Origin of the sequence: Microbacterium sp. NPDC076895 (assembly GCF_040687115.1) — a bacterium.
GTDB lineage: Bacteria > Actinomycetota > Actinomycetes > Actinomycetales > Microbacteriaceae > Microbacterium.
This window is the reverse complement of record NZ_JBFBMQ010000002.1, coordinates 1-19953: the sequence shown is the minus strand read 5'-3', so window position 1 is coordinate 19953 and position 19953 is coordinate 1. Positions and strand designations below refer to the sequence as shown.

Sequence of the window (19953 nt, the reverse complement as noted above, 5' to 3'; positions counted from 1 at the left end):
GGGCATCCCGCCAGTCGGACGATGTCCTGATCTGCATCCGTATCTCTCCTCGCGGTCGCCCTTCCAGGCTACCCGGGGAATCGGCGGGTCGACGGGACGGGGAGTGACCGGCGAGCAAACGGCGGCTGACGGCATCCGTGGCCGCCCGCGTAGGCTGGTCGCGTGAGCGTTTCCGAGCTGTTCGACCCGGATGCCTGGGTTCTCGCCCCCGGTGCCGAGGGGTATACCGACATCACCTCCCACGTCTCACCGGACGGCAGGATCGCCCGAATCGCGTTCGCCCGGCCCGAGGTGCGCAATGCGTTTCGCCCCCACACGGTCGACGAGCTCTACCGTGCGCTCGATATCGCTCGGCAGGATTCGCGGATCGGCGTCGTGCTGCTGACGGGCAACGGTCCGAGCCCGAAGGACGGCGGCTGGGCCTTCTGCTCGGGTGGCGACCAGCGCATTCGTGGTCGCGACGGCTACACCTACGCCGCCGACGACGCCACCGCGCCCGACCCGGGCCGCGCGGGGCGCCTGCACATCCTCGAGGTGCAGCGGCTCATCCGGTTCATGCCGAAAGTCGTGATCGCGGTGATCCCGGGCTGGGCTGCCGGCGGCGGGCACTCGTTGCACGTCGTGTGCGACCTGTCGATCGCCAGTCGCGAGCATGGCAGATTCAAGCAGACGGATGCGGACGTCGGCTCGTTCGACGCGGGCTACGGCTCGGCGTATTTCGCGCGGCAGATCGGCCAGAAGTTCGCGCGCGAGGTCTTCTTCCTCGCCGAGGAGTATTCGGCGCAGCGCGCGTATGAGATGGGTGCGGTCAACCGTGTCGTTGACCATGCCGACCTCGAGCGGGAGGCGATCGCGATGGCGCGCACGATCCTCACGAAGTCGCCGACGGCGATCCGGATGCTGAAGTTCGCCTTCAACGCGGTCGATGACGGCCTCGTGGGCCAGCAGGTTTTCGCGGGGGAGGCCACGCGGCTCGCGTACGGCACTGACGAGGCCGTCGAGGGCAAGGACGCGTTCCTGCAGAAGCGCGACCCCGACTGGTCACCGTATCCCTGGCACTACTGAACCCGCGCGCGGACGCCGATTGTGACGAACCGAGTGCAGGATGACACGCCGCAGCCAAGGTCGTGGCGGCCCATTCGGCTGAGTTCCTCCTGCAATCGGGACGCAGCCAAGCTGGTGGTCACGCTGCGAGACGCGCTCGCCGAGAACCCGGAGGCTGGACCCGAGCCCGCAGTGATCGTCGAGACGTCGGGCTCGTCCGGCTACCCGAAGTCGGTCGTGCTTCCGATCAGCGCGCTGCGCGCCAGCGCCGAAGCGACCGCAAAACGGATCGGCTCCGGGTCGTGGGTGCTCGCGCTCGAGCCGACCTACGTTGCGGGGCTCCAGGTGCTCGTTCGCAGCATCCTGGCCGGGGCGACGCCCACCGTCATTCCCGCTTCGTTCACCCCCGACCAATTCGTCGACGCTGCCGGCACGACGGATGCTCCCCGGTACACCTCTCTCGTGCCGGCTCAGCTCACCCGGCTTCTGGATGCCGCAGTCGGCGACCCTGATGTCGCCGACTGCCTGCGGGGGTTCGCGGCGATCCTCGTCGGCGGGCAAGCGTTGCCCGGGGCCGAGGCCGATCGTGCAGCGGCTCTCGGCGTCCGGATCGTGCGCACCTACGGGTCGAGCGAGACCAGCGGCGGATGCGTGTACGACGGCGTGCCGCTGGCCGGAGTGAGTGTCCGTGTCGAGGAGGGCGAGGTGCAGATCTCGGGCCCGGTTCTCGCGTCCGGGTACCTCGACGATGACCAGCGCACAGCGCAGGCATTCGTCACGGATGCCGACGGTAACCGCTGGTATCGCACCGGCGACGTCGGTGAGTTCGACGGCGCGCTTCGGGTGACGGGGCGCCGCGACAACGTCATCGTCAGCGGTGGCGTCAACGTGTCGCTCGATCGCGTCGAGCGGGTCGTCCGCACAGTCCCGGGACTCGAAGCCGCGGTGGTGGTGCCCGTGGCGGATGCCCATTGGGGTGAGGCATCAGTGATCGTCGTCGAAGGGAACCTCGCGGCCGCAACGAGGGATGACGCGCTCGTCGAGGCCCGTCGACGCGTCGAGCGCGAGATCGGTGCCCCAGCGCGCCCGCGCGAGATCCTCACTCTCGCGCGGATGCCGCTCCTGCCGTCGGGTAAGCCTGACCGCGTGAGGCTCCGCGCGCAGATCCCGACGCTCTAGGATTGCTCCCCGTGGCAGCACCCTCCAAGAAGAAGCGTTCGCGGTCTCGCACGAAGCCGCACCCCGGCTCCGCGAACCACGCGCGCCGCGACCACCGTTCGCCGGTGACGGCCCCCCGTCCCGCGACCCTGCGTGACTGGATCGGCGCCGCGCGGCTGCGCACCCTCCCGCTGGCTGTCACACCGATCCTCATCGGCACAGGAGCAGCGGTTCTGATCGAGCGCCCGTTGCACTGGGTCATCGCGCTGGCGTGCCTCGTGGTCTCGGTGAGCCTGCAGATCGGCGTCAACTACGCGAACGACTACAGCGACGGCGTCCGTGGTACCGACGCCTACCGGGTGGGGCCGGCTCGACTGACCGGAGCAGGCAAAGCGAAGCCCCGGACGGTGCTGATCGTCGCACTCGTGTTCTTTGTGATCGCCGGTCTCGCGGGCCTGGCGATCACGATTCGCACCGAACAGTGGTGGTTCCTCGCCGTCGGTGCTGCCTGCATCCTTGCCGCGTGGTTCTACACCGGCGGCAAGCGTCCGTACGGTTATGCGGGTCTCGGCGAATTGTTCGTGTTCGTCTTCTTCGGCCTGGTCGCAACGCTCGGGACGACCTGGGTGCAGGTGTTCGCGCTGCCGCAGGAGGCCTGGTTCGGGGCGGTCGGGGCGGGGCTGCTGGCGTGCGCGGTGCTCCTGGCGAACAACCTGCGCGACATCGATCAGGACCGCGTCGCCGGCAAGCGCACGCTGACGGTGCTGATCGGACGCCGCGCGACGCAGGTGCTGTTCACGGTTTTCGTGCTGGTCCCGTTCGGCATCGCCGGGTACCTCGCGGTCTTCTACCCGATCGCGTGGTTGACCGCCATGGCCTTGTTGCTGGCGCTGCCGGCGATCCTCATCGTGTGGACCTATCGTCAGCCGCGCGAGCTCGTCATCGCTCTCGCGCTGACGTCAGGGACGTCGCTCGCCTTCGGCGCTTTCCTCTTCTGGGCTTTCGCCGGCTGACGGCGCGGGTGCCTCATCGGCACCCGGCGCGTCTGCGAGCGCGGCATCTTCGATCTGCTCGTCGGTGGGGTCGGTGCGGCGCGCCCGGCGCTCGGCGAGCGATGCCGACACTTCATCGAGAGGGCGGCGCAGGAAGATCACCGAGAGACTCAGCCCGATGAGCGCCGCGAAGATCGCTGACAGCCAGTAGAACTCGCGGCCGATCGGCAGCAGCATGAGGATGCCGAACGGAACCAGGAAGAACAGGATGCGCAGCACGGTGTAGACCCAGAAAGAGCGCGCGTTCACCCCTCCATCGTAGGCGTCGGGCGCCGTGTCGCCGCGCGGGACCGGTCAGCGCCCGCCCAGCCCTGGCATGTCGAACCCACCTAGGATGGGGATGTGCCCCGCGTGCTGTTGATTCTGGCGTTGGTGGCGACCGCTTTCTGGGTCTACACCATCGTCGATTGCGCTGTGCAGCCGCCGACGCGGCACCGTGGGGTGAGCAAGCCGCTGTGGATCGTCATCGTCCTCGTGCTTCCCGTCATCGGTGGGCTGCTGTGGTTGGTGGTCGGTCGCGCGCGGCGGTCGGCAGTCCACGCCACTCGCGCGCCGGATGATGACCCGGAGTTCCTCGGGCGGATCGGCACCATCTCCGACCAGGATGAGCGCATCCGTCGACTCGAGGAAGAACTGGCCATGCTGGACGCCGAGGAGGCGTTCGACGGCCCTTCGGCTGCCGACACTGCTGCCGACCCCGAGGCGGCATCCACTCCGCGAGATGACGACGACGAACCCCGCGGATCCCGCGGCGCCGCGTGACGGGTCTGCGGTGAGCGACCTGACCGGCGGGGGCACCCGTTCGCCCGCGACGGATGCTGCTGCGGCGCTGCTCGATCAACTGATCTCGCTCGGTGTCCGCGATGTGGTGCTCAGCCCCGGATCGCGCTCGCAGGCCCTCGCACTCATCGCAGCCGACGCGGAGGAGCGCGGTCGGGTGCGCCTGCACGTGCGGATCGATGAGCGGGTCGCGGGCTTCACGGCGCTCGGCATCGGACGAGAGACCCGGATGCCGGCAGCCGTCGTGTGCACGTCAGGCACCGCTGTCGCGAACCTCGCGCCCGCGGTCCTCGAAGCTCATCACTCCGCGGTTCCCCTGCTGCTGCTCACAGCTGATCGGCCCCCCGAACTGCGAGGAGTGGGAGCGAACCAGACGACCCGGCAGCCGGGCATCTTCACGCCCAATACGCGGTTCGAGCTCGATGTACCGGCCCCGACCGAGACCGATGACACCGGCACGGGCGATCAATCAGCGATGCTGCGCGATATCGCCGACCAGGCTGTCGCGGCTGCCATCGGCGACAGCGGCCGCCCAGCCGGGCCCGTGCACCTCAACCTGCCGTTTCGGGAGCCGCTCGCCGGTTCCTTTCCGCCGTGGTGGACAGCGGATGCCGGCATCGGCGCGGAACTGCCGGATGCGCCGATCGACGACGACCAATCGGGAGCCCTGTACCAGGGTGGTGGCGGCGTCGGCGACGCAGTGGACGCGGTATCGGTCGACGAATCGGCGCATGTCCTGGTGCGCGGTGTTCGCACGCTCGTGGTCGCCGGAGAGGGTGCCGGCTCTCGTGCGGAGGCCCTTGCGTGGGACGGCGGATGGCCGCTTGTAGCCGAGATCGTCAGCGGTGCGCGCTTCGGGCGTCACCTCGTGCACGCCTACCGTGAGCTGTTGCACCGACCCGAGCTCAGCGAGCCGATCGAGCGCGTCATCGTCCTCGGGCATCCCACCCTCGCGCGCGAGACCACCGCGCTCCTGACCCGCGACGACGTCGAAGTGATTGCGCTGCGGGGTCCCGGCGAAACGGTAAACCTCAACGGCGCGACACTCGCCGTTGCGGAACTTGCCGTGGCACCTGCCTCGGAGTCGACGACAGCGGCGCTCGAGGCCGACCGTGCCTGGCTCGGAGCCTGGATGCGGGCATCGCGTGCGGCATCCGTCGACCTGTCAGTGCCGGCGCCCGACGGCGCAGCGCTCGCCTCGTCCGACCCGCAGACCCGTCTCGGGGCAATTTCGACCGAACTGGCGGTGCTGCGAGAACGCCTCGACCGGGTGTCGCTCGTCGATGCGGTGTGGCGGGCGACGTGGCCGCACGACCGACTCGTGTTCGGCTCCTCGCGCCTCGTCCGGGTGGCCGATACCGTGCTGCCGGGCAAGAAGGTGACGGTGCACGCCAACCGGGGCCTTGCGGGGATCGACGGGACCGTGGCGACCGGCATCGGCGTCGCGATCGCGAGTCAGGCCGACGGAGCGGCGGGCGTGACCCGGGTCGTGCTCGGCGACCTGGCGCTGCTGCACGACGTCGGATCCCTGCTGCTTGCGCCCGGCGAGACCGCGCCGCGCATCCAGGTCATCGTCGGCAACGATGCCGGCGGCACGATCTTCGACGGCCTTGAAGTGGCGGCCCTCGGTTCGAAGGCTCAGCGCGACCGCGTGCTCTACACGCCCCAGGATGCCGACCTCCAGGCGCTCGCCGCTGCCTACGGCTGGACCTACGCGCGCATCGATACCCGAGCCGCGCTGGATCAGGCGCTGACAGCACCGGTCACGGGTCCACAACTGATCGAAGTGCCGCTCCCGCGCTGAGGCCTGCTCCGGGTCCATGATGGTCGGGTGACCGCGAGAAGTCAGACCTACTGGACCGGTGACGTTGCCGAACTCCTGCGAGTGAGTGAGGGCTTCGTCCTCTCGGGCGTGGACCCCGACTCGACCCCCGGCTACGGAAGCAACAAGCAGCAGGCAGCAGCGGACCTTGCGGCGGGGGTCGCGGAACTCGACCTCCTGCAAGAGAAACTGTTCGCCCAGAGCCGGGTCGGTGCCACGGATGCGTCGGTGCTGCTCGTCCTGCAGGGGATGGATTCCTCGGGCAAGGGAGGGATTGTCCGCCACGTCGTCGGCTCAGTCGACCCGCAGGGCGTGTCGCTTGCATCCTTCGGCGCGCCGACCGAGGAGGAACGGGCTCACGACTTCCTGTGGCGCATCCAGCGCAAGCTCCCGCCCGCTGGCAGGATCGGCGTGTTCGACCGCTCGCACTACGAGGATGTTCTCATCGGGCGGGTCCGGGAGCTCGCAGACCCCGATGAGATCGAGCGCCGATATGAGGCGATCAACGCGTTCGAGCGGCAGGTCGCGGCATCCGGAACGCGCATCATCAAGGTCATGCTGCACATCTCGTACGCCGAGCAGAAAGCGCGGCTCATGGAGCGCCTGGACCGCCCCGAGAAGCACTGGAAATTCACGCCCAGCGATGTAGAAGAACGCACCCGCTGGCCGCACTATATGGCCGCCTATCAGACGGTCTTCGAGCGCACCTCTACCGAGCACGCGCCGTGGTACGTGGTGCCGGCGAATCGCAAGTGGTACGCCCGGCTTGCCATTCAGCATCTGCTGCTGGAGGCGCTCGAGAACATCGACCCGCAGTGGCCGAGCGCCAGCTACGACGTCGCACTCGAACGCGAGCGCCTCGCCGCCACCTGAGCGTTCACCGACGCGCCCCGACCGCCTGCAAGGATGCGCTCCATGGATGACGAGTTCGAGGGATTCCTTGAGACGGTGACGCCGCTGCTGCGGGACCGCAAGCTCGACGAGCTGCGTACGTTGCTCGCAGGGCAGGATGCCGCAGCCATCGCAGGGCTGCTGGAGCGCGAGGATGCCCGCGACCGGGCCGTGCTCTACCGGCTGCTGCGGCGCGACCAGGCGCTGGAGGCCTTCGAACTGCTCGATCCGGGGATGCGGGCTGAGCTCATTGGTGGGCTCCGTGAAGAGGACGTGGCGAAGGTCTTCGAGGAACTCGACCCCGACGATCGTGCGCAGCTGATCGATGAGTTGCCCGCCGGTGTCGCTCGCCAGCTCATGCGGGGCCTGTCGCCCGCTGAGCGCGAGCTCACCGCACCGATGCTCGGCTATCCGAAGAACAGCGTCGGCCGGTTCATGAGCACCGAGTACGTGCGCCTTGCCCCGCAGCTGACGGTCGGCGATGCGCTAAGCCACGTGCGTCATCGCGGGATGGATGCCGAGACCGTGTACATGCTCCCCGTGACCTCGCCCCACCGGCGGGTCATCGGCGTCGTGGGCTTGCGGGAACTCGTCATGGGACGATCTGACCTGCTCGTCGAAGAGATGATGGGCGAGGCGAGAACGGCCCGCGCCACGGATGCCGCAGAAGCCGCCGCGCGGTCCCTCGTCGACTCCGGTCTTCTCGCGATGCCGATCGTCGACAGCGAAGACCGCCTGCTCGGCATCCTGACCGTTGATGACGCAGCCCGCATTCTCGAGGAGGCTGAAGACACGGATGCCGCGCGCCAAGGAGCGTCCGAGCCGCTCGGCCGCCCCTACCTCACGACCCCGGTGCTGCGGATCGTGCGTGCGCGTGTGGTGTGGCTGCTGGTGCTCGCAGTGTCGGCCCTGCTCACGGTGCAGGTGCTCGGAATCTTCGAGGCGACGCTCGAGCAGGTCGTCACCCTCGCCCTGTTCATCCCGCTGCTGACGGGCACGGCCGGAAACACCGGCTCTCAGGCGGCGACGACAGTCACCCGTGCCCTCGCCATGGGAGAGGTGCGAAAACGCGATGCGCTTACCGTGATGTGGCGCGAGGTGCGCGTCGGAGCATTCCTCGGGGGTCTTCTCGGCATCCTCGGCTTCGCACTTGCAAGTCTCGTGTTCGACCCGGCGCTGGGCGCGGTGATCGGCCTCACGCTGCTGTTCATCTGCACGCTGGCAGCGACAGTGGGCGGGCTCATGCCGATCCTCGCGATGGCGGTGCGCGCGGACCCCGCGGTGTTCAGCACGCCGTTCATCTCGACGTTCTGCGACGCGACGAGCCTCATCATCTACTTCCTCGTCGCGACCTGGATCCTGCAGCTGGGCTGAGTCCGTCAGCAGAGCTCAGGTGAGGGCGTCGACGATGGGCCGGAACTTCACGCGCGTCTCGAGGAGTTCGGTTTCGGGGTCGCTTGCTGACACGATGCCCGCGCCGGCGTGGGCGACAACCGGGATCGTGTCACTGTCGGCGGCGTCATGCTGCGGCCCGCCGCCGATCTGTGCGCACCGCAGGGCGATCGCCCACTCGCCGTCGCCGCGGGCATCGATCCACCCCACCGGGCCGGCATACCGTCCGCGGTCGAACGGTTCGAGGCGACGGATGACGTCGAGGGCGGCATCCGTCGGCGTGCCCGCGACGGCAGCGGTCGGATGCAGCACGCGGACGAGGTCGAGCGCTGACGCGCCGTTCGACAGTCGACCCGCGATGTCGGTGGCCAGGTGCCAGAGGTTCGGTAGCTCGAGCAGGTGCGGCTGGTCCGGAGCGACGAGATCGCGGGTGAGGGGCGTGAGCGCATCGACGACGCTCATGACCGCAAACCGGTGCTCGTCGAGGTCTTTGCGGCTCGCCTCGAGAGCGTGGGCGGCAGCGGCATCCTCTGCGGCATCCGCGCCGCGCGCCGTGGTACCAGCGAGTACGCGCGCCGTCACGGCGCCCCGGTCGACCGTGATCAGCGTTTCAGGGCTGGCGCCGATGAGACCGTCGACGGCGAAGGTCCAGGTGTCGGGGTAGCTCGTGGCCAGGGCGCGCACGAGTCGCCGCAGATCAGCGCCAGCCGGGATCGTGCCGACGAGGTCGCGAGAGAGGACAACCTTCTCCACCTCTCCCGCCGTGATCGCCTCGATCCCGGAGCGCACCGCCTGCCGGTAGCCGTCGGGATCGAGAAGACCGGGGCCGAGCGTCGCCGACCAGTGGGGGCCATAGGGAACGGATGTCGGCTGCTCAAGTTCGGGCTCGCCCTCGTGACGGATCGTCGTCACCCACGCCCGAACGCCGTGCACGCCGGTGATCGCCTGCGGAACGACAAGAAACGGGGGTTCGGCTGAGTCGGGGTCGAACCCGAGCGCGCCGAAGCCGACCAGACCGGTGCCGGGCAACTGCAGGGGATCGCTGATGCGGGCGTGGCTCACCAGCTCGCGCCAGACCTCGGCGATCGGGCGTGACAGCGGCGGCGCACCCGGCCCGCCGATCGTGACGACCGCCGAGCCGGAGCCGACGATGCCTTCTCCTCGACGCAGCCACGCCAGCGGATTAAGCGGGTCGGTCAGTGACAGCAGATCGGCGACCGGCTCGATCTCCCTTGTCTCGACCACCAGCGGTGGGAGAGGGGGATTGCGGGTCACCTCACCAGCCTAGACTTCCGGCGTGGATGCGGATCGACGCGGGCGCCCGGCGCCTGGCACGGTGACCCAGTTTCGGTGGCGCAAGTGGGACGGCGGCGTCCATTGGGTGCACGACTGCGTCTATCTCGGCCACGACAGCTGGGGAGAGTGGTTCGGGCAGCCGGCGGGGTGGCGCAGCATCCGTCCCGGCCGGGATGTCGTGACAGCCGGGCCGAACGTGACCCTCATGCCCCCGAGCGGCGAGTACGCGATGACGGTCAACGCGGCTCCCTCGCGCACCCGCATCTATATCGACCTCGGCTGGGACATCGGCTGGTCGCAGACAGTCCCCGGCGCCCCGGAGGGCATCGACATGGATCTGGACGTCGTGCGCGCCCTCGACGAGCGCGGGATCTGGATCGACGATCGCGACGAGTGGGACGAGCACCGGGTCCACTACGGCTACCCGCTTCACGTGGTCGAGCGGCTCGAGGCGCTCGCGGTCGACCTCGAGCAGCGGGTGCGCGCAGCGGAAGCCCCCTTCGACGATGCGACGGCGGATGCCTGGCTCGAGCGCCTCGCCGCCCTGGGTCTTCCTCCTCAAGATGTCGGTCGTTGAGCGGGCGCAGCGAGTCGAAACGCGTCGGGCTTCCCCCTGCAGGCTGCGCTCTAGACTCGACGCGTGACCCAGTCCCATCGCGCAGATCTTCAGAAAGACCCTGCCCGCGTCAGCGGGATGTTCGATGAGGTCGCGGCAGGCTACGACCGCACGAACACGATCCTGAGCGTCGGCAACGACCGTCTGTGGCGCATCGCGACGACGCGCGCGCTGTCGCCGCGTCCGGGTCAGCGCATCCTCGACCTCGCGGCAGGGACCGGCACCTCGAGCGTTGCGATCGCGCGGACGGGCGCCGAGGTCGTCGCCGCTGATTTCTCGCCCGGCATGATCGCCGAGGGTCGCCGTCGCCATGCGGGGGTGCCTGGCGTGAGCTTTGTCGAGGCGGATGCGACCAACCTTCCGTTCGAGGACGAAGAGTTCGACGCTGTGACGATCTCGTTCGGCCTCCGAAACGTGCAGGATGCCGACGCGGGCCTGCGTGAGATGCTGCGGGTCACCAAGCCGGGCGGGCGCCTCGTGATCTGCGAGTTCTCACATCCGACCTCTCCCGCGATCTCCGCTCTGTATCGGTTCTACAACGACCGCATCCTTCCCCCGATCGCACGACTCGTGAGTTCCAACGGCGACGCCTACGACTACCTGAACGAATCCATCCGGGCGTGGTCAGACCAACCGGCGCTGGCCGGCCGCATCCGGGCCGCTGGGTGGTCAGATGTGGCCTGGCGCAACCTGACGTTCGGTGTGGTTGCGCTGCACCGCGCGCGCAAGCCCGTCGGGGATGGTGCCTCCGAGCCCCGGTAGGCTTGTGCTGTGACCCCCTCTGCGTCAAGTTCCCGAATCGCGAGCCAGCTGGGTCTCGCGGAACGGATCTTCGCGGGCCCCCGTGCGCGTCGTCTCATTGAGAGCGTCGAGGCGGGGCTCGATCGGGTCGATGCGAACCTCGAGCGAGAGCTTCACGTTTCGGATGCGCTCGCCGACGCGACAAGCCGGTACCTGTTCGATGCCGGCGGCAAGCGCGTGCGTCCGATGCTCGCTCTGCTGACCGCGCACCTCGGAGATGGCGTGACAGAGGACGTCGTCGAGGCTGCCACGGCGCTCGAGCTCACCCACCTCGGTTCGCTCTATCACGACGACGTGATGGATGACGCCGACAAGCGTCGCGGGGTGCCGAGCGCTCACTCGGTGTGGGGCAATAACATCGCCATCCTGACGGGCGACCTCCTCTTCGCCCGGGCAAGCCAGATCATGGCGCGCCTCGGCGAGGGAGCCATCCGGCTGCAGGCGAACACGTTCGAGCGTCTCGTCCTCGGTCAGATGCACGAGACTGTCGGCCCGACGGATGCCGACGATCGCGTCGGGTTCTACCTGCAGGTCTTGGCAGACAAGACTGGATCGCTGATTGCCGCGGCAGCGCAGTCGGGCATCATCTTCAGCAACGCTCCCACCGAGTACGAAGAGCCGGTGCGCACCTTCGGTGAGGCAGCCGGCGTTGCCTTCCAGCTGCTGGATGACGTCATCGATCTCTCGGCAGATCCCGATGAGACCGGCAAGGTGCCGGGGACGGACCTCCGCGCTGGCGTCCCGACGATGCCCTATCTGCTTCTCGCGCGCCGTGACGACCCCGAGGCTCGCGCTCTTCGCGACCGGATCGACGAGGGCGTCGCCCGGATCGCTGACGGCGAGGACCCCGCGCTGCTGGACGAGCCTCTTGCGATGCTTCGGTCTGACAGGTCAACGCGCGAGACTGTGGAACTCGCCAACGCTTGGTCGCGTGATGCGATCGCGGCACTCGATCCCATCCCTGACGGCCCGGTCCGCGAAGCCCTCACGAGGTTTGCGGAGGCCGTCGCCGACCGCTCGAGCTGAGGCCGTCCCGGCGCTCTTGCGCCGAATCACCGTGCTCTCGCGTCCCGAAAGGAACACATGACCACTCTGAGGTTGGCCATCGTCGGCGCAGGCCCGGCGGGCATCTACGCTGCTGACATCCTGCTGAAGGCGGAGCGCGCGTTCGACGTGTCGATCGACCTGTTCGAGCAGCTGCCTGCGCCGTACGGCCTCGTCCGATACGGCGTAGCTCCCGACCACCCTCGCATCAAGGGCGTCATCACGGCCCTGCGCGAAGTGCTCGACAGGGGCGACATCCGCATCTTCGGCAACGTCGAGTTCGGTCGCGACATCACCCTCGACGACCTCAAGCGCCACTACAACGCCGTCATCTTCGCCACCGGCGCCGTCCGCGACGCGACCCTCGACATCCCGGGAATCGACGCCGAAGGGTCGTATGGTGCTGCCGACTTCGTGAGCTGGTTCGACGGGCACCCCGATGTGCCGCGCACGTGGCCATTGACGGCGCAGTCGGTAGCAGTCGTCGGCAACGGCAACGTCGCCCTCGACATCACCCGGATCCTCGCCAAGCACGCCGATGATCTGCTTCCCACCGAGATTCCGGCCAACGTCTACGAGGGACTCAAGGCCTCGCCGGTGACCGACGTCCACGTCTTCGGCCGTCGCGGCCCCGCGCAGGTCAAGTTCACCCCTCTCGAGTTGCGCGAGCTCGGCGAGCTGCGGGATGTCGACATGGTCGTCTACGACGAGGACTTCGACTACGACGAGGCGTCCCGCACCGCGATCGAGAGCAACAAGCAGGTCAAGGTCATCGACCGCGTGCTGCAGGAATGGCGGACCCGACCCGGCGTGAACAACGCGGGCGGAACGGCATCCCGTCGCCTGCACCTGCACTTCTGGGCGCGTCCCGTCGAGGTGAAGGTGGATGAGACAGGTCACGTGTCCGGCTTCGTCTACGAGCGCACGCGTCCCGATGGGCAGGGTGGTGTTGCCGGAACCGGCGAGTTCCGCCAGGTTCCCATCCAAGCCATCTATCGCGCCGTCGGCTACTTCGGTTCGCCGCTTCCCGAGGTGCCGTTCGATGAGCGGCACGGTGTCATCCCCAACCACGAGGGGCAGGTTCTGCGCGCCGACTCCAATGAGCGGGCGCCGGGACTGTACGCGACCGGATGGATCAAGCGCGGCCCGGTCGGGCTCATCGGTCATACCAAGTCCGACGCGATGGAGACCGTCCGCCACCTGATCAACGACCAGGGTTCGTGGTGGCAGCCCGAAGACCCGTCGGAGGCTGCGATCCCCGCGCTCCTTGCCGAGCGAGGCGTGCAGTGGACGGATCTCGAGGGCTGGCACCGCCTCGATCAGCATGAAATCGGCCTGGGTGAACCTGAGGGTCGCGCCCGCATCAAGGTGGTGCCTCGCGACGAGATGGTCACCATCTCTCGAGGCGAGTGAGTTCCCCGCGGAGGCTGTCGCCGGGGCTGATCGCAGCTCTCGGCTTCGTCTCCGCTGTCGGTCCGTTCGCGACCGACATGTATCTCGCGTCCTTCACCGACATCGCGGGCGACCTCGGCGTTGACGCCGCGGCAGTCCAGCTCACCCTGACCTCCTTCCTCGTGGGTGTAGCAGTCGGGCAGCTCGTGCTCGGGCCCTGGTCGGATCGCGTCGGACGACGCCCCGTGCTTGTCGTCGGGGGTGTCGTCTTTGCCCTCTCGAGCATCGCGCTGGTGTTCGCCCCGACGATCGCGGTGTTCGTCATCCTGCGATTCGTGCAGGGGTTTTCGGGATCTGCAGGCATGGTCCTCGGGCGCACCGTGGCTGTCGATCTCAGCCCCAAGGACACGGCGGTGCGCGCACTGAGCCTCATTGTGGTGGTCGTCGGGGTTGCGCCGCTGGTCGCACCGCCGATCGGCGGTCTGCTCAGCGAGTTCGTTGGCTGGCGCGGAGTGATGGCAGCGCTTGCGATCGTTGCGGTGGTAATGCTGGTCGTGTCGCTGGTTCTTGTTCCGGAATCCCTTCCCGTCGAGCACCGTCATACCGCGGGGATGTCGCAGACGGTCGGCGCCTTCCGCGCGCTGCTCGCCGACCGGGCCTTCCCGCTCTACGCGGGTGCCTACGCGCTCACGTTCGGGGCGATCATGGCGTACGTGTCGGCATCGCCGTTTGTCGGTCAGGTGGTGCTCGGGATGTCGCCGACGGTGTACTCGGTCTCGTTCGCTGTTGCAGCCAGCGGCGTCATCCTCTCGAACATCGTGAACGCCCGGGTCGCCGTGCGGTTCGGACCGAGACGGATGCTGGGTGTCGGCCTCGGCGCCACGGCCTGCGCCGCAGCGCTTCTGCTCGTGCTGACACTGACCGGCACGCTCACGATCCCGGGCTTCATCGCCGGCGCGTTTCTGCTCACCCTCGGGCTCGGGTTCACGATGTCCAATGCCAGTGCGCTGGGCCTTGCCCGCGCCGATCGAGCCCGCGGTGCAGGCTCAGCAATCCTGGGGACATCGCAGTTCGTGGTCGGCGCTGTCGCATCACCGCTCGTGGGGTTGGCGGGAGAGGACACGGCGGTGCCGATGGCCGTGGTCATTGCGGCGATGATGGCGCTCTCGCTGCTGCTCGGCATCCTGGCCCTGCGAACAACCCGTCGCGGTCGCCGCTGAGCAGACGGGCGCGCGCTCTCCTCGTGTTTTACATTGGGGAAGTCCAGAGTGTGTGCAGGTGAGGTGGTCGCCCGCGCACTGTACGAAGGAGTACCTATGTTCCGGTTCCGTTTTCTTCCTGCCGTTGCCGTCGTCGGCATTCTGGTACTCGTGGGCTGTGCGCCGACGCCCGAGCCCTCGACCACGCCGAGCTCTGAGGTAACGCAGAACGACACGCCCAGCTCTGAGCCGACGCAAGAACCACAGTCGTTCGTCGGCAACGTCCCCGCGGACTGTGCCGCCGTCGGTACGGCTGAGAGCCGCGCCGACTCGGTCGACCAGCTGAATCTGCAGGGCGACGGCGTCGGCTTCGTCCGTCCGGCTCCCGAGGGCGCCACGCTGCTGCTCGGGTGCGACTGGTTCGCCGGCGACACGTCAGGGGTGCTGTTGCTGATCAGCGAGGTTGACCCCGCGGCTGCCGAGGCTTACGTCGCGACTCTTCCCGATCAGGGTTACACCTGCGTCACGGGGGATGCCGGAAACCCGGTGTGCCAGATGGTCACGCCGAACTCCCAGTACCCCGTCGACACTGTCGAGACGATCACGAGCCGCGAGGACATCTGGATCTACTCGTCAGTGACGAACGTGGATGCCGAGATGCTGCTGAGCGATCTGAATCTGCAGATCTGGGGCAACTGAGCGAGAGCGGGTGCCGATAGTCTCGGCACATGGAAGAGGTGTGGCTTCCTGACCTGCTCGGCGGTCGCTTCCGGCAGCGCACGCTGAGTCTGGGCAGCGACGCCGAGGGCGAGATCGTCGCCACGCTCGTGCGACTGCCGCCGTCGTGGCCTGCCACGTGGACAGGACGTCTTCGCGACGTCGATGTTCTCTACGTGCACGGGTGGTCGGACTACTTCTTCCAGACAAGCCTCGCGCAGTGGTGGGCTGACCGGGGCGCCCGGTTCTATGCGCTCGATCTGCGCAAGTACGGACGGAGCCTGCGCCCGGATCAGACTCCGGGTTACGTCTCCTCGCTGTCCGCGTACGACGCAGACATTGCTGCGGCGCTGTCCGCGATGGGACGGGACGAGAGGCCGGGGCGGCGTCTCGTGCTGCTCGGCCACTCCACGGGAGGGCTCACGCTGTCGCTGTGGGCGGCGCGGCATCCGGGGCTCGCGTCAGCCCTCGTGCTCAACAGTCCGTGGCTGGAGTTTCAGACAGGGGCCCGGGGCAGGGAGGCGCTCTCGCCGTTGGTGGCGGCCCGTGCTCGGTGGGATCCGTTGGGCATGCATCCGGTTGTCGATCTCGGCTTCTATACCCGCGCGCAGCGCGAGGTCGGAACTCTGCCGGAGGCGCCGGACGGATGGCGACCTGAGCGTGGGTTTCCGACCACTCCGGGCTGGCTCAAGGCGGTGCTCGACGGCCACGAGACGGTTGCGGACGGCATCGAGGTGGGATGCCCTGCGCTCGTCATGCTGTCGCAGCGGTCGAGTTCGCCGCTGATGTGGCGCCCCGACATGCTCGAGACAGACTCCGTTCTGGTCGTCGACGACATCGCCAAGGCTGCGACGCGCCTAGGCCGCCTCGTGACCATCGCGCGGATCGAGGGCGCGCTCCACGACGTGTTCCTCTCCCGCGCAGCCGTGCGGGAAGAGGCCTACCGCGTGCTGGGGGAGTGGATGCAGTCGCAGGCGCTTCGCTAGCCTGCGGAGGGTGCTCGACCGTCTCCGACGGCCTGCCCCTCTCGCAGGTTGCGGACGAAGCTGCTAATCGAATCGTGCAATTCGGGATGAGCCGAGTCAAGCGGAACCTCTTCGGCTACAGCAGCGGACAACTCATCGAGCACATCCGAGACCGCCGCTGCTGCGCGACGGAGCCGCCACGACTCGAACTCGCTGACGAGGTCGTCGCGCGTGATCTCGGCATGCCGGTACTTCCGGTTCATGGCGAGCGCCAGTCGACCATCTCCTCCGGAAGGGTGGGCGAGGGGCACCTGGTCATATGCCGGAGCGAGTGTCGGCACGTCGTTGGCGGGATGCACCAACCCGAGGTTCTTCGTGTGCATGTCGAGATTGCCGATACCGACGGCGAGAACGGTCATCCGCGCGAGGCGGAGCACATCTTCGGACCCGGCATACTGCAACAGTGCACCGGCGATGCGGGCGAGCGAGACCACGCCTCCGAGCTCCTGGTACTTCTGATTGCCGCTCGCGCCCAGCACCTGGTTGAAATCCTCCTGGTGGATGCGCGCGCCACCGGCTCGATCAAAACGTTCGATCACGAGCGTCGGCAGTCCGTCGAACTCCTCGACTCGGGTATCGAAAGCCGCGAGTCCGAGGCGACGTGCGAGGCGCGCGCCGTACTCCTCATCGAAGATGACAGTTGGTCGTGTGGGCAGTTGAGGCTTCAGGATGTGCGTCGACGGGAAGCCGCCGAGTGCTTGGTTCCACCTGGCTCCGGTTCGCGCCAAGACGATCTTCGGCTGGACGCCGCCGAGTGAGGTCCGCCCAGAGTCCGTCGCGTTCCCGAGCGGAGCGCCGATCGGATCCTCCAGGAGGCGTCGGATCCCCTCAGCGTCGATCGGGATCACCTCGGGAGTTCGTGGTTCCGACGGGTCGTCGACATCCCAGATCTGCAACGCACCCGCGACGTCACGGCCGTACCGCGCCAGAAACGCGGGTATGTCGCCGCGCCGCACACCACCCTGCGTGAGCATGTAGTCGAGTTGGTCGCCTTCGGGCAGGAGCTCCGCGAACCAATTTCGGCGACGCCCCGCATGTTGCCTTGGCATCGAAGCCAGTAATGGAATCACAACCGACATCACCCGGCTGTTTACCCCGAATGTCTCCCGTGCCTCATCGGTGATCTCGATGTCGAACGAGCGTGCATCGGGGCCGTGGATGTGTCCGACGATCGTGCCATAGAGCTCGACAGCGAGCCTCATGGCCGGGCTTCACCATCCCACATCGCCGATAGCTCGACCCCGGTCGCCCGCATGAGGTCGAACATTCGACGAGCCCAGATCGTGGGCTTTCCGGATTCGAGCTCACTGACAGACCGCTGCGAGATGCCGAGCTGGTCGGCTAGCTCCATCTGTGTCAGGCCTCTTGCGAGCCTCGCCTGTTGGATCGCAAGCCCGATGTCGGCTGGGGAGCGCAGCTTTGCTTCGTACGATGCCATGGCCGTCCCTACTACGAAATCCGGATAGGCCAAGTCTATTACGAAATCCGTATGAGGATAGGTCATTACGAAATCCGGATACGGCAAGTTGTCGCGGGATCCCACGGGTGCTCGACGAAGCCGTCTGTTGTCGCCGCCCTCCATTAGCGTGGAGGGGTTGCACGGATCGAGGGGACACAGCGTGGTCACGGGTGAGCTCAGACGCCAGGTCGACAAGGTCTGGGATGCCTTCTGGTCGGGCGGCATCGCCAATCCCGTCGAGGTGATCGAGCAGATCACGTATCTGCTGTTCATCCGGCGGCTCGACGACCTGCAGTTGCTCGCTGAGAAGAAGGCAGCCCGCTTCGGCGAGGAGGTCGAGAACCCAGTCTTTCCCGAGGGGTACGACAGTGATCTCCCGAGCCGTCGGCCGTACCGCGATCTGCGATGGAGCGTGTTCACGAACTACGCGCCAGCCGAGATGTTCGAGGTCGTCTCCGAGCATGTGTTCCCGTGGCTGCGCCGACTGGGTGCCGAGGGGTCGAGCTACGCGCGGAACATGCGCGATGCCCGGTTCACGATCCCGACCCCCGCGCTGCTGACGAAGGTCGTCGACCTCCTGCACGAGATTCCGATGGAAGATCGAGACACCAAGGGCGACATCTACGAGTACATGCTCTCGAAGCTCGCAACCAGCGGCACGAACGGGCAGTTCCGCACGGCCCGGCACATCATCAAGCTCATGGTCGACCTGCAGCGTCCGCGCCCCGACGACCTCATCATTGACCCGGCCGTCGGCACCGCCGGGTTCCTCGTCGCCGCCGAGGAGTACCTGCGCGAGCACCACCCCGAGCTGTGGGCGGATGCCGCCAGTCGCGCCCACTTCAACGGGCCGATGTTCACCGGCTACGACTCCGATGCCGCTATGGCCCGCATCGCCAGCATGAACATGCTGCTGCACGGCGTCGAGAACCCGACGATCGAGCGTGCCGACGCGCTCTCTGAGGGGCATCCGGGCGATGACCGCTACACGCTCGTGCTCGCCAATCCGCCGTTTGCCGGGTCGCTCGATCAAGAGACCGTCTCGAAGGATCTGCAGAAGCTCGTCAAGACCCGCAAGACCGAGCTGCTCTTCCTCGTGCTCATGATCCGGATGCTGCGCAACGGCGGACGTGCCGCGGTCATCGTGCCCGAGGGCGTGCTGTTCGGGTCGAGCAACGCGCACAAGGCGGTGCGCAAGCTGCTGATCGATGACCACAAACTGGATGCCGTCATCAAGCTCCCATCGGGAACCTTCAAGCCCTACACGGGGGTCTCGACCGCCATCCTGCTCTTCACGAAGACCTCATCGGGCGGCACCGACCGCGTGTGGTTCTATGATGTGCGCGCCGACGGCATGACCCTGGACGACAAGCGCACCCCCATCGAGGCGAACGACCTTCCCGACGTGCTTGCCCGGTGGCAGAACCTGGATGCCGAAACTGCACGGGCGCGCACCGACCAGAGCTTCTTCGTCCCGAAGCAAGAGATCGTCGACAACGGCTACGACCTGAGCCTCAACCGCTACAAAGAGATCGAGATCGAGGAGGTCGAGCACCGCTCCCCGGTGGAGATTCTCGACGAGCTGGATGCCCTCGAAGTCGAGATTCAGGACGGCCTCAAGCGCCTGCGGGAGATGCTCGCGTGAGGTGGGTACCCATCGGCGACATCGTGACGGTAACGGGCGGCGGCACGCCGCGGATGTCCGAGCCGTCGTTCTTCGATGGCGATATCCCCTGGGTAACGCCGAAAGACATGAAGCAGCACACAATCGATCGATCTGCGATCCGCCTTAGTCCGACAGGGGTCGCGAACTCGCCCGCCAAGATTGTGGACGCTGGATCGACACTCGTGGTCGTGCGGTCGGGTGTGCTTAAGCACACACTCCCGGTTGCGATTGCCGCGCGTCCGGTGGCTCTGAATCAGGACATGAAGGCTCTGTCGCCAAAGCGTGAGTTCGTTACTCCTGAATACCTGGTCCGCTTGGTAAAGGCGCAAGAGTCGCGCGTGCTCAGATCCGTGCGCGCTACGACAGCAGACAATTTCCCCATCGACACCCTGCTCGGAATCGAGATCCCCCTCCCGCCTCTCCCCGAGCAGCGCCGCATCGCCGCAATCCTCGACGAGGCCGATGCCCTCCGAATGGCCCGGCGGCGATCAGTGAGCCGTCAGGCCTGACTCGCGCCAAGTTAGTGCGTGACGCTCGCGGCGACGGCGTCGAGGATGGCTTGCGCCGTGTCGCCGGGTGGGGTCTTCGCTACGATCTCG

20 protein-coding genes are annotated in these 19953 nt (G+C 67.5%); 16 read left to right on the top strand and 4 right to left on the bottom strand.

The window, feature by feature from the left end:
* The first annotated feature begins 162 nt into the window (after positions 1 to 162).
* The 3 genes from AB0O89_RS01825 (at position 163) to AB0O89_RS01815 (ending at position 3215) form a co-directional block, all read left to right on the top strand.
* Complete coding sequence (locus tag AB0O89_RS01825) at positions 163 to 1065, top strand: 1,4-dihydroxy-2-naphthoyl-CoA synthase (RefSeq protein WP_363493714.1); 903 nt, start codon at positions 163 to 165, stop codon at positions 1063 to 1065.
* Positions 1066 to 1179: 114 nt separating this feature from the next.
* Complete coding sequence (locus AB0O89_RS01820; RefSeq protein ID WP_363493712.1) at positions 1180 to 2223, top strand: AMP-binding protein; 1044 nt, start codon at positions 1180 to 1182, stop codon at positions 2221 to 2223.
* Positions 2224 to 2327: 104 nt separating this feature from the next.
* A complete protein-coding gene (locus tag AB0O89_RS01815) occupies positions 2328 to 3215 on the top strand; it encodes a 1,4-dihydroxy-2-naphthoate polyprenyltransferase (RefSeq protein ID WP_363494121.1) in 888 nt (295 codons plus the stop codon).
* Here AB0O89_RS01815 and AB0O89_RS01810 read toward each other — a convergent pair.
* On the bottom strand, positions 3162 to 3503 hold the full coding sequence (locus AB0O89_RS01810) for a DUF4229 domain-containing protein (RefSeq protein ID WP_292710720.1): 342 nt from the start codon (positions 3501 to 3503) through the stop codon (positions 3162 to 3164). The two genes, AB0O89_RS01815 and AB0O89_RS01810, sit on opposite strands and share 54 nt — an antisense overlap.
* Positions 3504 to 3596: 93 nt before the next feature.
* Here AB0O89_RS01810 and AB0O89_RS01805 point away from each other — a divergent pair, with 93 nt between their 5' ends.
* From AB0O89_RS01805 to mgtE, 4 genes are read left to right on the top strand one after another with little or no spacing between them, the layout of a single operon-like run.
* Positions 3597 to 4016, top strand: a complete 420-nt coding sequence (locus AB0O89_RS01805) for a PLD nuclease N-terminal domain-containing protein (protein WP_300590780.1) — start codon at positions 3597 to 3599, stop codon at positions 4014 to 4016.
* Positions 3976 to 5838 (top strand): 2-succinyl-5-enolpyruvyl-6-hydroxy-3-cyclohexene-1-carboxylic-acid synthase, encoded by a 1863-nt coding sequence (menD, locus tag AB0O89_RS01800; protein WP_363493709.1) that lies wholly within the window; start codon positions 3976 to 3978, stop codon positions 5836 to 5838. Before AB0O89_RS01805 ends, menD begins: the two co-directional genes overlap by 41 nt.
* Positions 5839 to 5865: 27 nt before the next feature.
* Positions 5866 to 6729, top strand: coding sequence for a PPK2 family polyphosphate kinase (locus AB0O89_RS01795; RefSeq protein ID WP_363493707.1), 864 nt, complete (start codon positions 5866 to 5868; stop codon positions 6727 to 6729).
* A 42-nt stretch (positions 6730 to 6771) separates the two neighbouring features.
* Positions 6772 to 8121, top strand: coding sequence for a magnesium transporter (mgtE, locus tag AB0O89_RS01790; RefSeq protein WP_363493705.1), 1350 nt, complete (start codon positions 6772 to 6774; stop codon positions 8119 to 8121).
* Between the two features lie 15 nt (positions 8122 to 8136).
* Here the strand turns inward: mgtE and AB0O89_RS01785 are convergent, their stop codons facing one another.
* A complete protein-coding gene (locus AB0O89_RS01785) occupies positions 8137 to 9414 on the bottom strand; it encodes an isochorismate synthase (RefSeq protein ID WP_363493703.1) in 1278 nt (425 codons plus the stop codon).
* A gap of 22 nt (positions 9415 to 9436) precedes the next feature.
* Between AB0O89_RS01785 and AB0O89_RS01780 the strand changes: the two genes are divergently transcribed.
* The 7 genes from AB0O89_RS01780 to AB0O89_RS01750 all read left to right on the top strand — a co-directional run bounded on the left by AB0O89_RS01780 (position 9437) and on the right by AB0O89_RS01750 (position 16190).
* Complete coding sequence (locus AB0O89_RS01780; protein ID WP_363493701.1) at positions 9437 to 10012, top strand: DUF402 domain-containing protein; 576 nt, start codon at positions 9437 to 9439, stop codon at positions 10010 to 10012.
* A gap of 63 nt (positions 10013 to 10075) precedes the next feature.
* Positions 10076 to 10813, top strand: a complete 738-nt coding sequence (locus tag AB0O89_RS01775) for a demethylmenaquinone methyltransferase (RefSeq protein ID WP_363493699.1) — start codon at positions 10076 to 10078, stop codon at positions 10811 to 10813.
* Between the two features lie 9 nt (positions 10814 to 10822).
* Complete coding sequence (locus tag AB0O89_RS01770; protein WP_363493697.1) at positions 10823 to 11878, top strand: polyprenyl synthetase family protein; 1056 nt, start codon at positions 10823 to 10825, stop codon at positions 11876 to 11878.
* 57 nt (positions 11879 to 11935) lie between these two features.
* The gene (locus AB0O89_RS01765; protein ID WP_363493695.1) at positions 11936 to 13309 is read left to right on the top strand and encodes an FAD-dependent oxidoreductase; all 1374 of its coding nucleotides are present in this window, start codon (positions 11936 to 11938) and stop codon (positions 13307 to 13309) included.
* On the top strand, positions 13306 to 14508 hold the full coding sequence (locus AB0O89_RS01760) for a multidrug effflux MFS transporter (RefSeq protein ID WP_363493693.1): 1203 nt from the start codon (positions 13306 to 13308) through the stop codon (positions 14506 to 14508). The genes AB0O89_RS01765 and AB0O89_RS01760 overlap by 4 nt, the downstream gene beginning before the upstream one ends.
* 96 nt (positions 14509 to 14604) lie before the next feature.
* Complete coding sequence (locus AB0O89_RS01755) at positions 14605 to 15186, top strand: hypothetical protein (protein WP_363493691.1); 582 nt, start codon at positions 14605 to 14607, stop codon at positions 15184 to 15186.
* Positions 15187 to 15215: 29 nt separating this feature from the next.
* Positions 15216 to 16190: an alpha/beta hydrolase gene (locus tag AB0O89_RS01750; protein WP_363493689.1), complete on the top strand. Its 975-nt coding sequence runs from the start codon at positions 15216 to 15218 to the stop codon at positions 16188 to 16190.
* Here the strand turns inward: AB0O89_RS01750 and AB0O89_RS01745 are convergent.
* On the bottom strand, positions 16187 to 17431 hold the full coding sequence (locus AB0O89_RS01745) for a HipA domain-containing protein (protein WP_363493687.1): 1245 nt from the start codon (positions 17429 to 17431) through the stop codon (positions 16187 to 16189). The genes AB0O89_RS01750 and AB0O89_RS01745 overlap by 4 nt on opposite strands.
* Positions 17428 to 17667, bottom strand: coding sequence for a helix-turn-helix domain-containing protein (locus tag AB0O89_RS01740; protein WP_300591224.1), 240 nt, complete (start codon positions 17665 to 17667; stop codon positions 17428 to 17430). The genes AB0O89_RS01745 and AB0O89_RS01740 overlap by 4 nt, the downstream gene beginning before the upstream one ends.
* 181 nt (positions 17668 to 17848) lie before the next feature.
* Between AB0O89_RS01740 and AB0O89_RS01735 the strand changes: the two genes are divergently transcribed.
* Together AB0O89_RS01735 and AB0O89_RS01730 are read left to right on the top strand one after the other, a co-directional pair.
* On the top strand, positions 17849 to 19333 hold the full coding sequence (locus AB0O89_RS01735) for a class I SAM-dependent DNA methyltransferase (protein WP_363493685.1): 1485 nt from the start codon (positions 17849 to 17851) through the stop codon (positions 19331 to 19333).
* Positions 19330 to 19863, top strand: coding sequence for a restriction endonuclease subunit S (locus AB0O89_RS01730; RefSeq protein WP_363493683.1), 534 nt, complete (start codon positions 19330 to 19332; stop codon positions 19861 to 19863). The genes AB0O89_RS01735 and AB0O89_RS01730 overlap by 4 nt, the downstream gene beginning before the upstream one ends.
* Positions 19864 to 19953: the final 90 nt, after the last annotated feature.

Excerpts from the sequence above, each read along its gene's own strand:
- menD (WP_363493709.1), top strand. The coding sequence starts at position 3,976 with ATGACGACGACGAACCCCGCGGATCCCGCGGCGCCGCGTGACGGGTCT.
- mgtE (WP_363493705.1), top strand. The coding sequence starts at position 6,772 with ATGGATGACGAGTTCGAGGGATTCCTTGAGACGGTGACGCCGCTGCTG.
- AB0O89_RS01765 (WP_363493695.1), top strand. The coding sequence starts at position 11,936 with ATGACCACTCTGAGGTTGGCCATCGTCGGCGCAGGCCCGGCGGGCATC.
- AB0O89_RS01755 (WP_363493691.1), top strand. The coding sequence starts at position 14,605 with ATGTTCCGGTTCCGTTTTCTTCCTGCCGTTGCCGTCGTCGGCATTCTG.
- AB0O89_RS01750 (WP_363493689.1), top strand. The coding sequence starts at position 15,216 with ATGGAAGAGGTGTGGCTTCCTGACCTGCTCGGCGGTCGCTTCCGGCAG.
- AB0O89_RS01745 (WP_363493687.1), bottom strand. The coding sequence starts at position 17,431 with ATGAGGCTCGCTGTCGAGCTCTATGGCACGATCGTCGGACACATCCAC.
- AB0O89_RS01740 (WP_300591224.1), bottom strand. The coding sequence starts at position 17,667 with ATGGCATCGTACGAAGCAAAGCTGCGCTCCCCAGCCGACATCGGGCTT.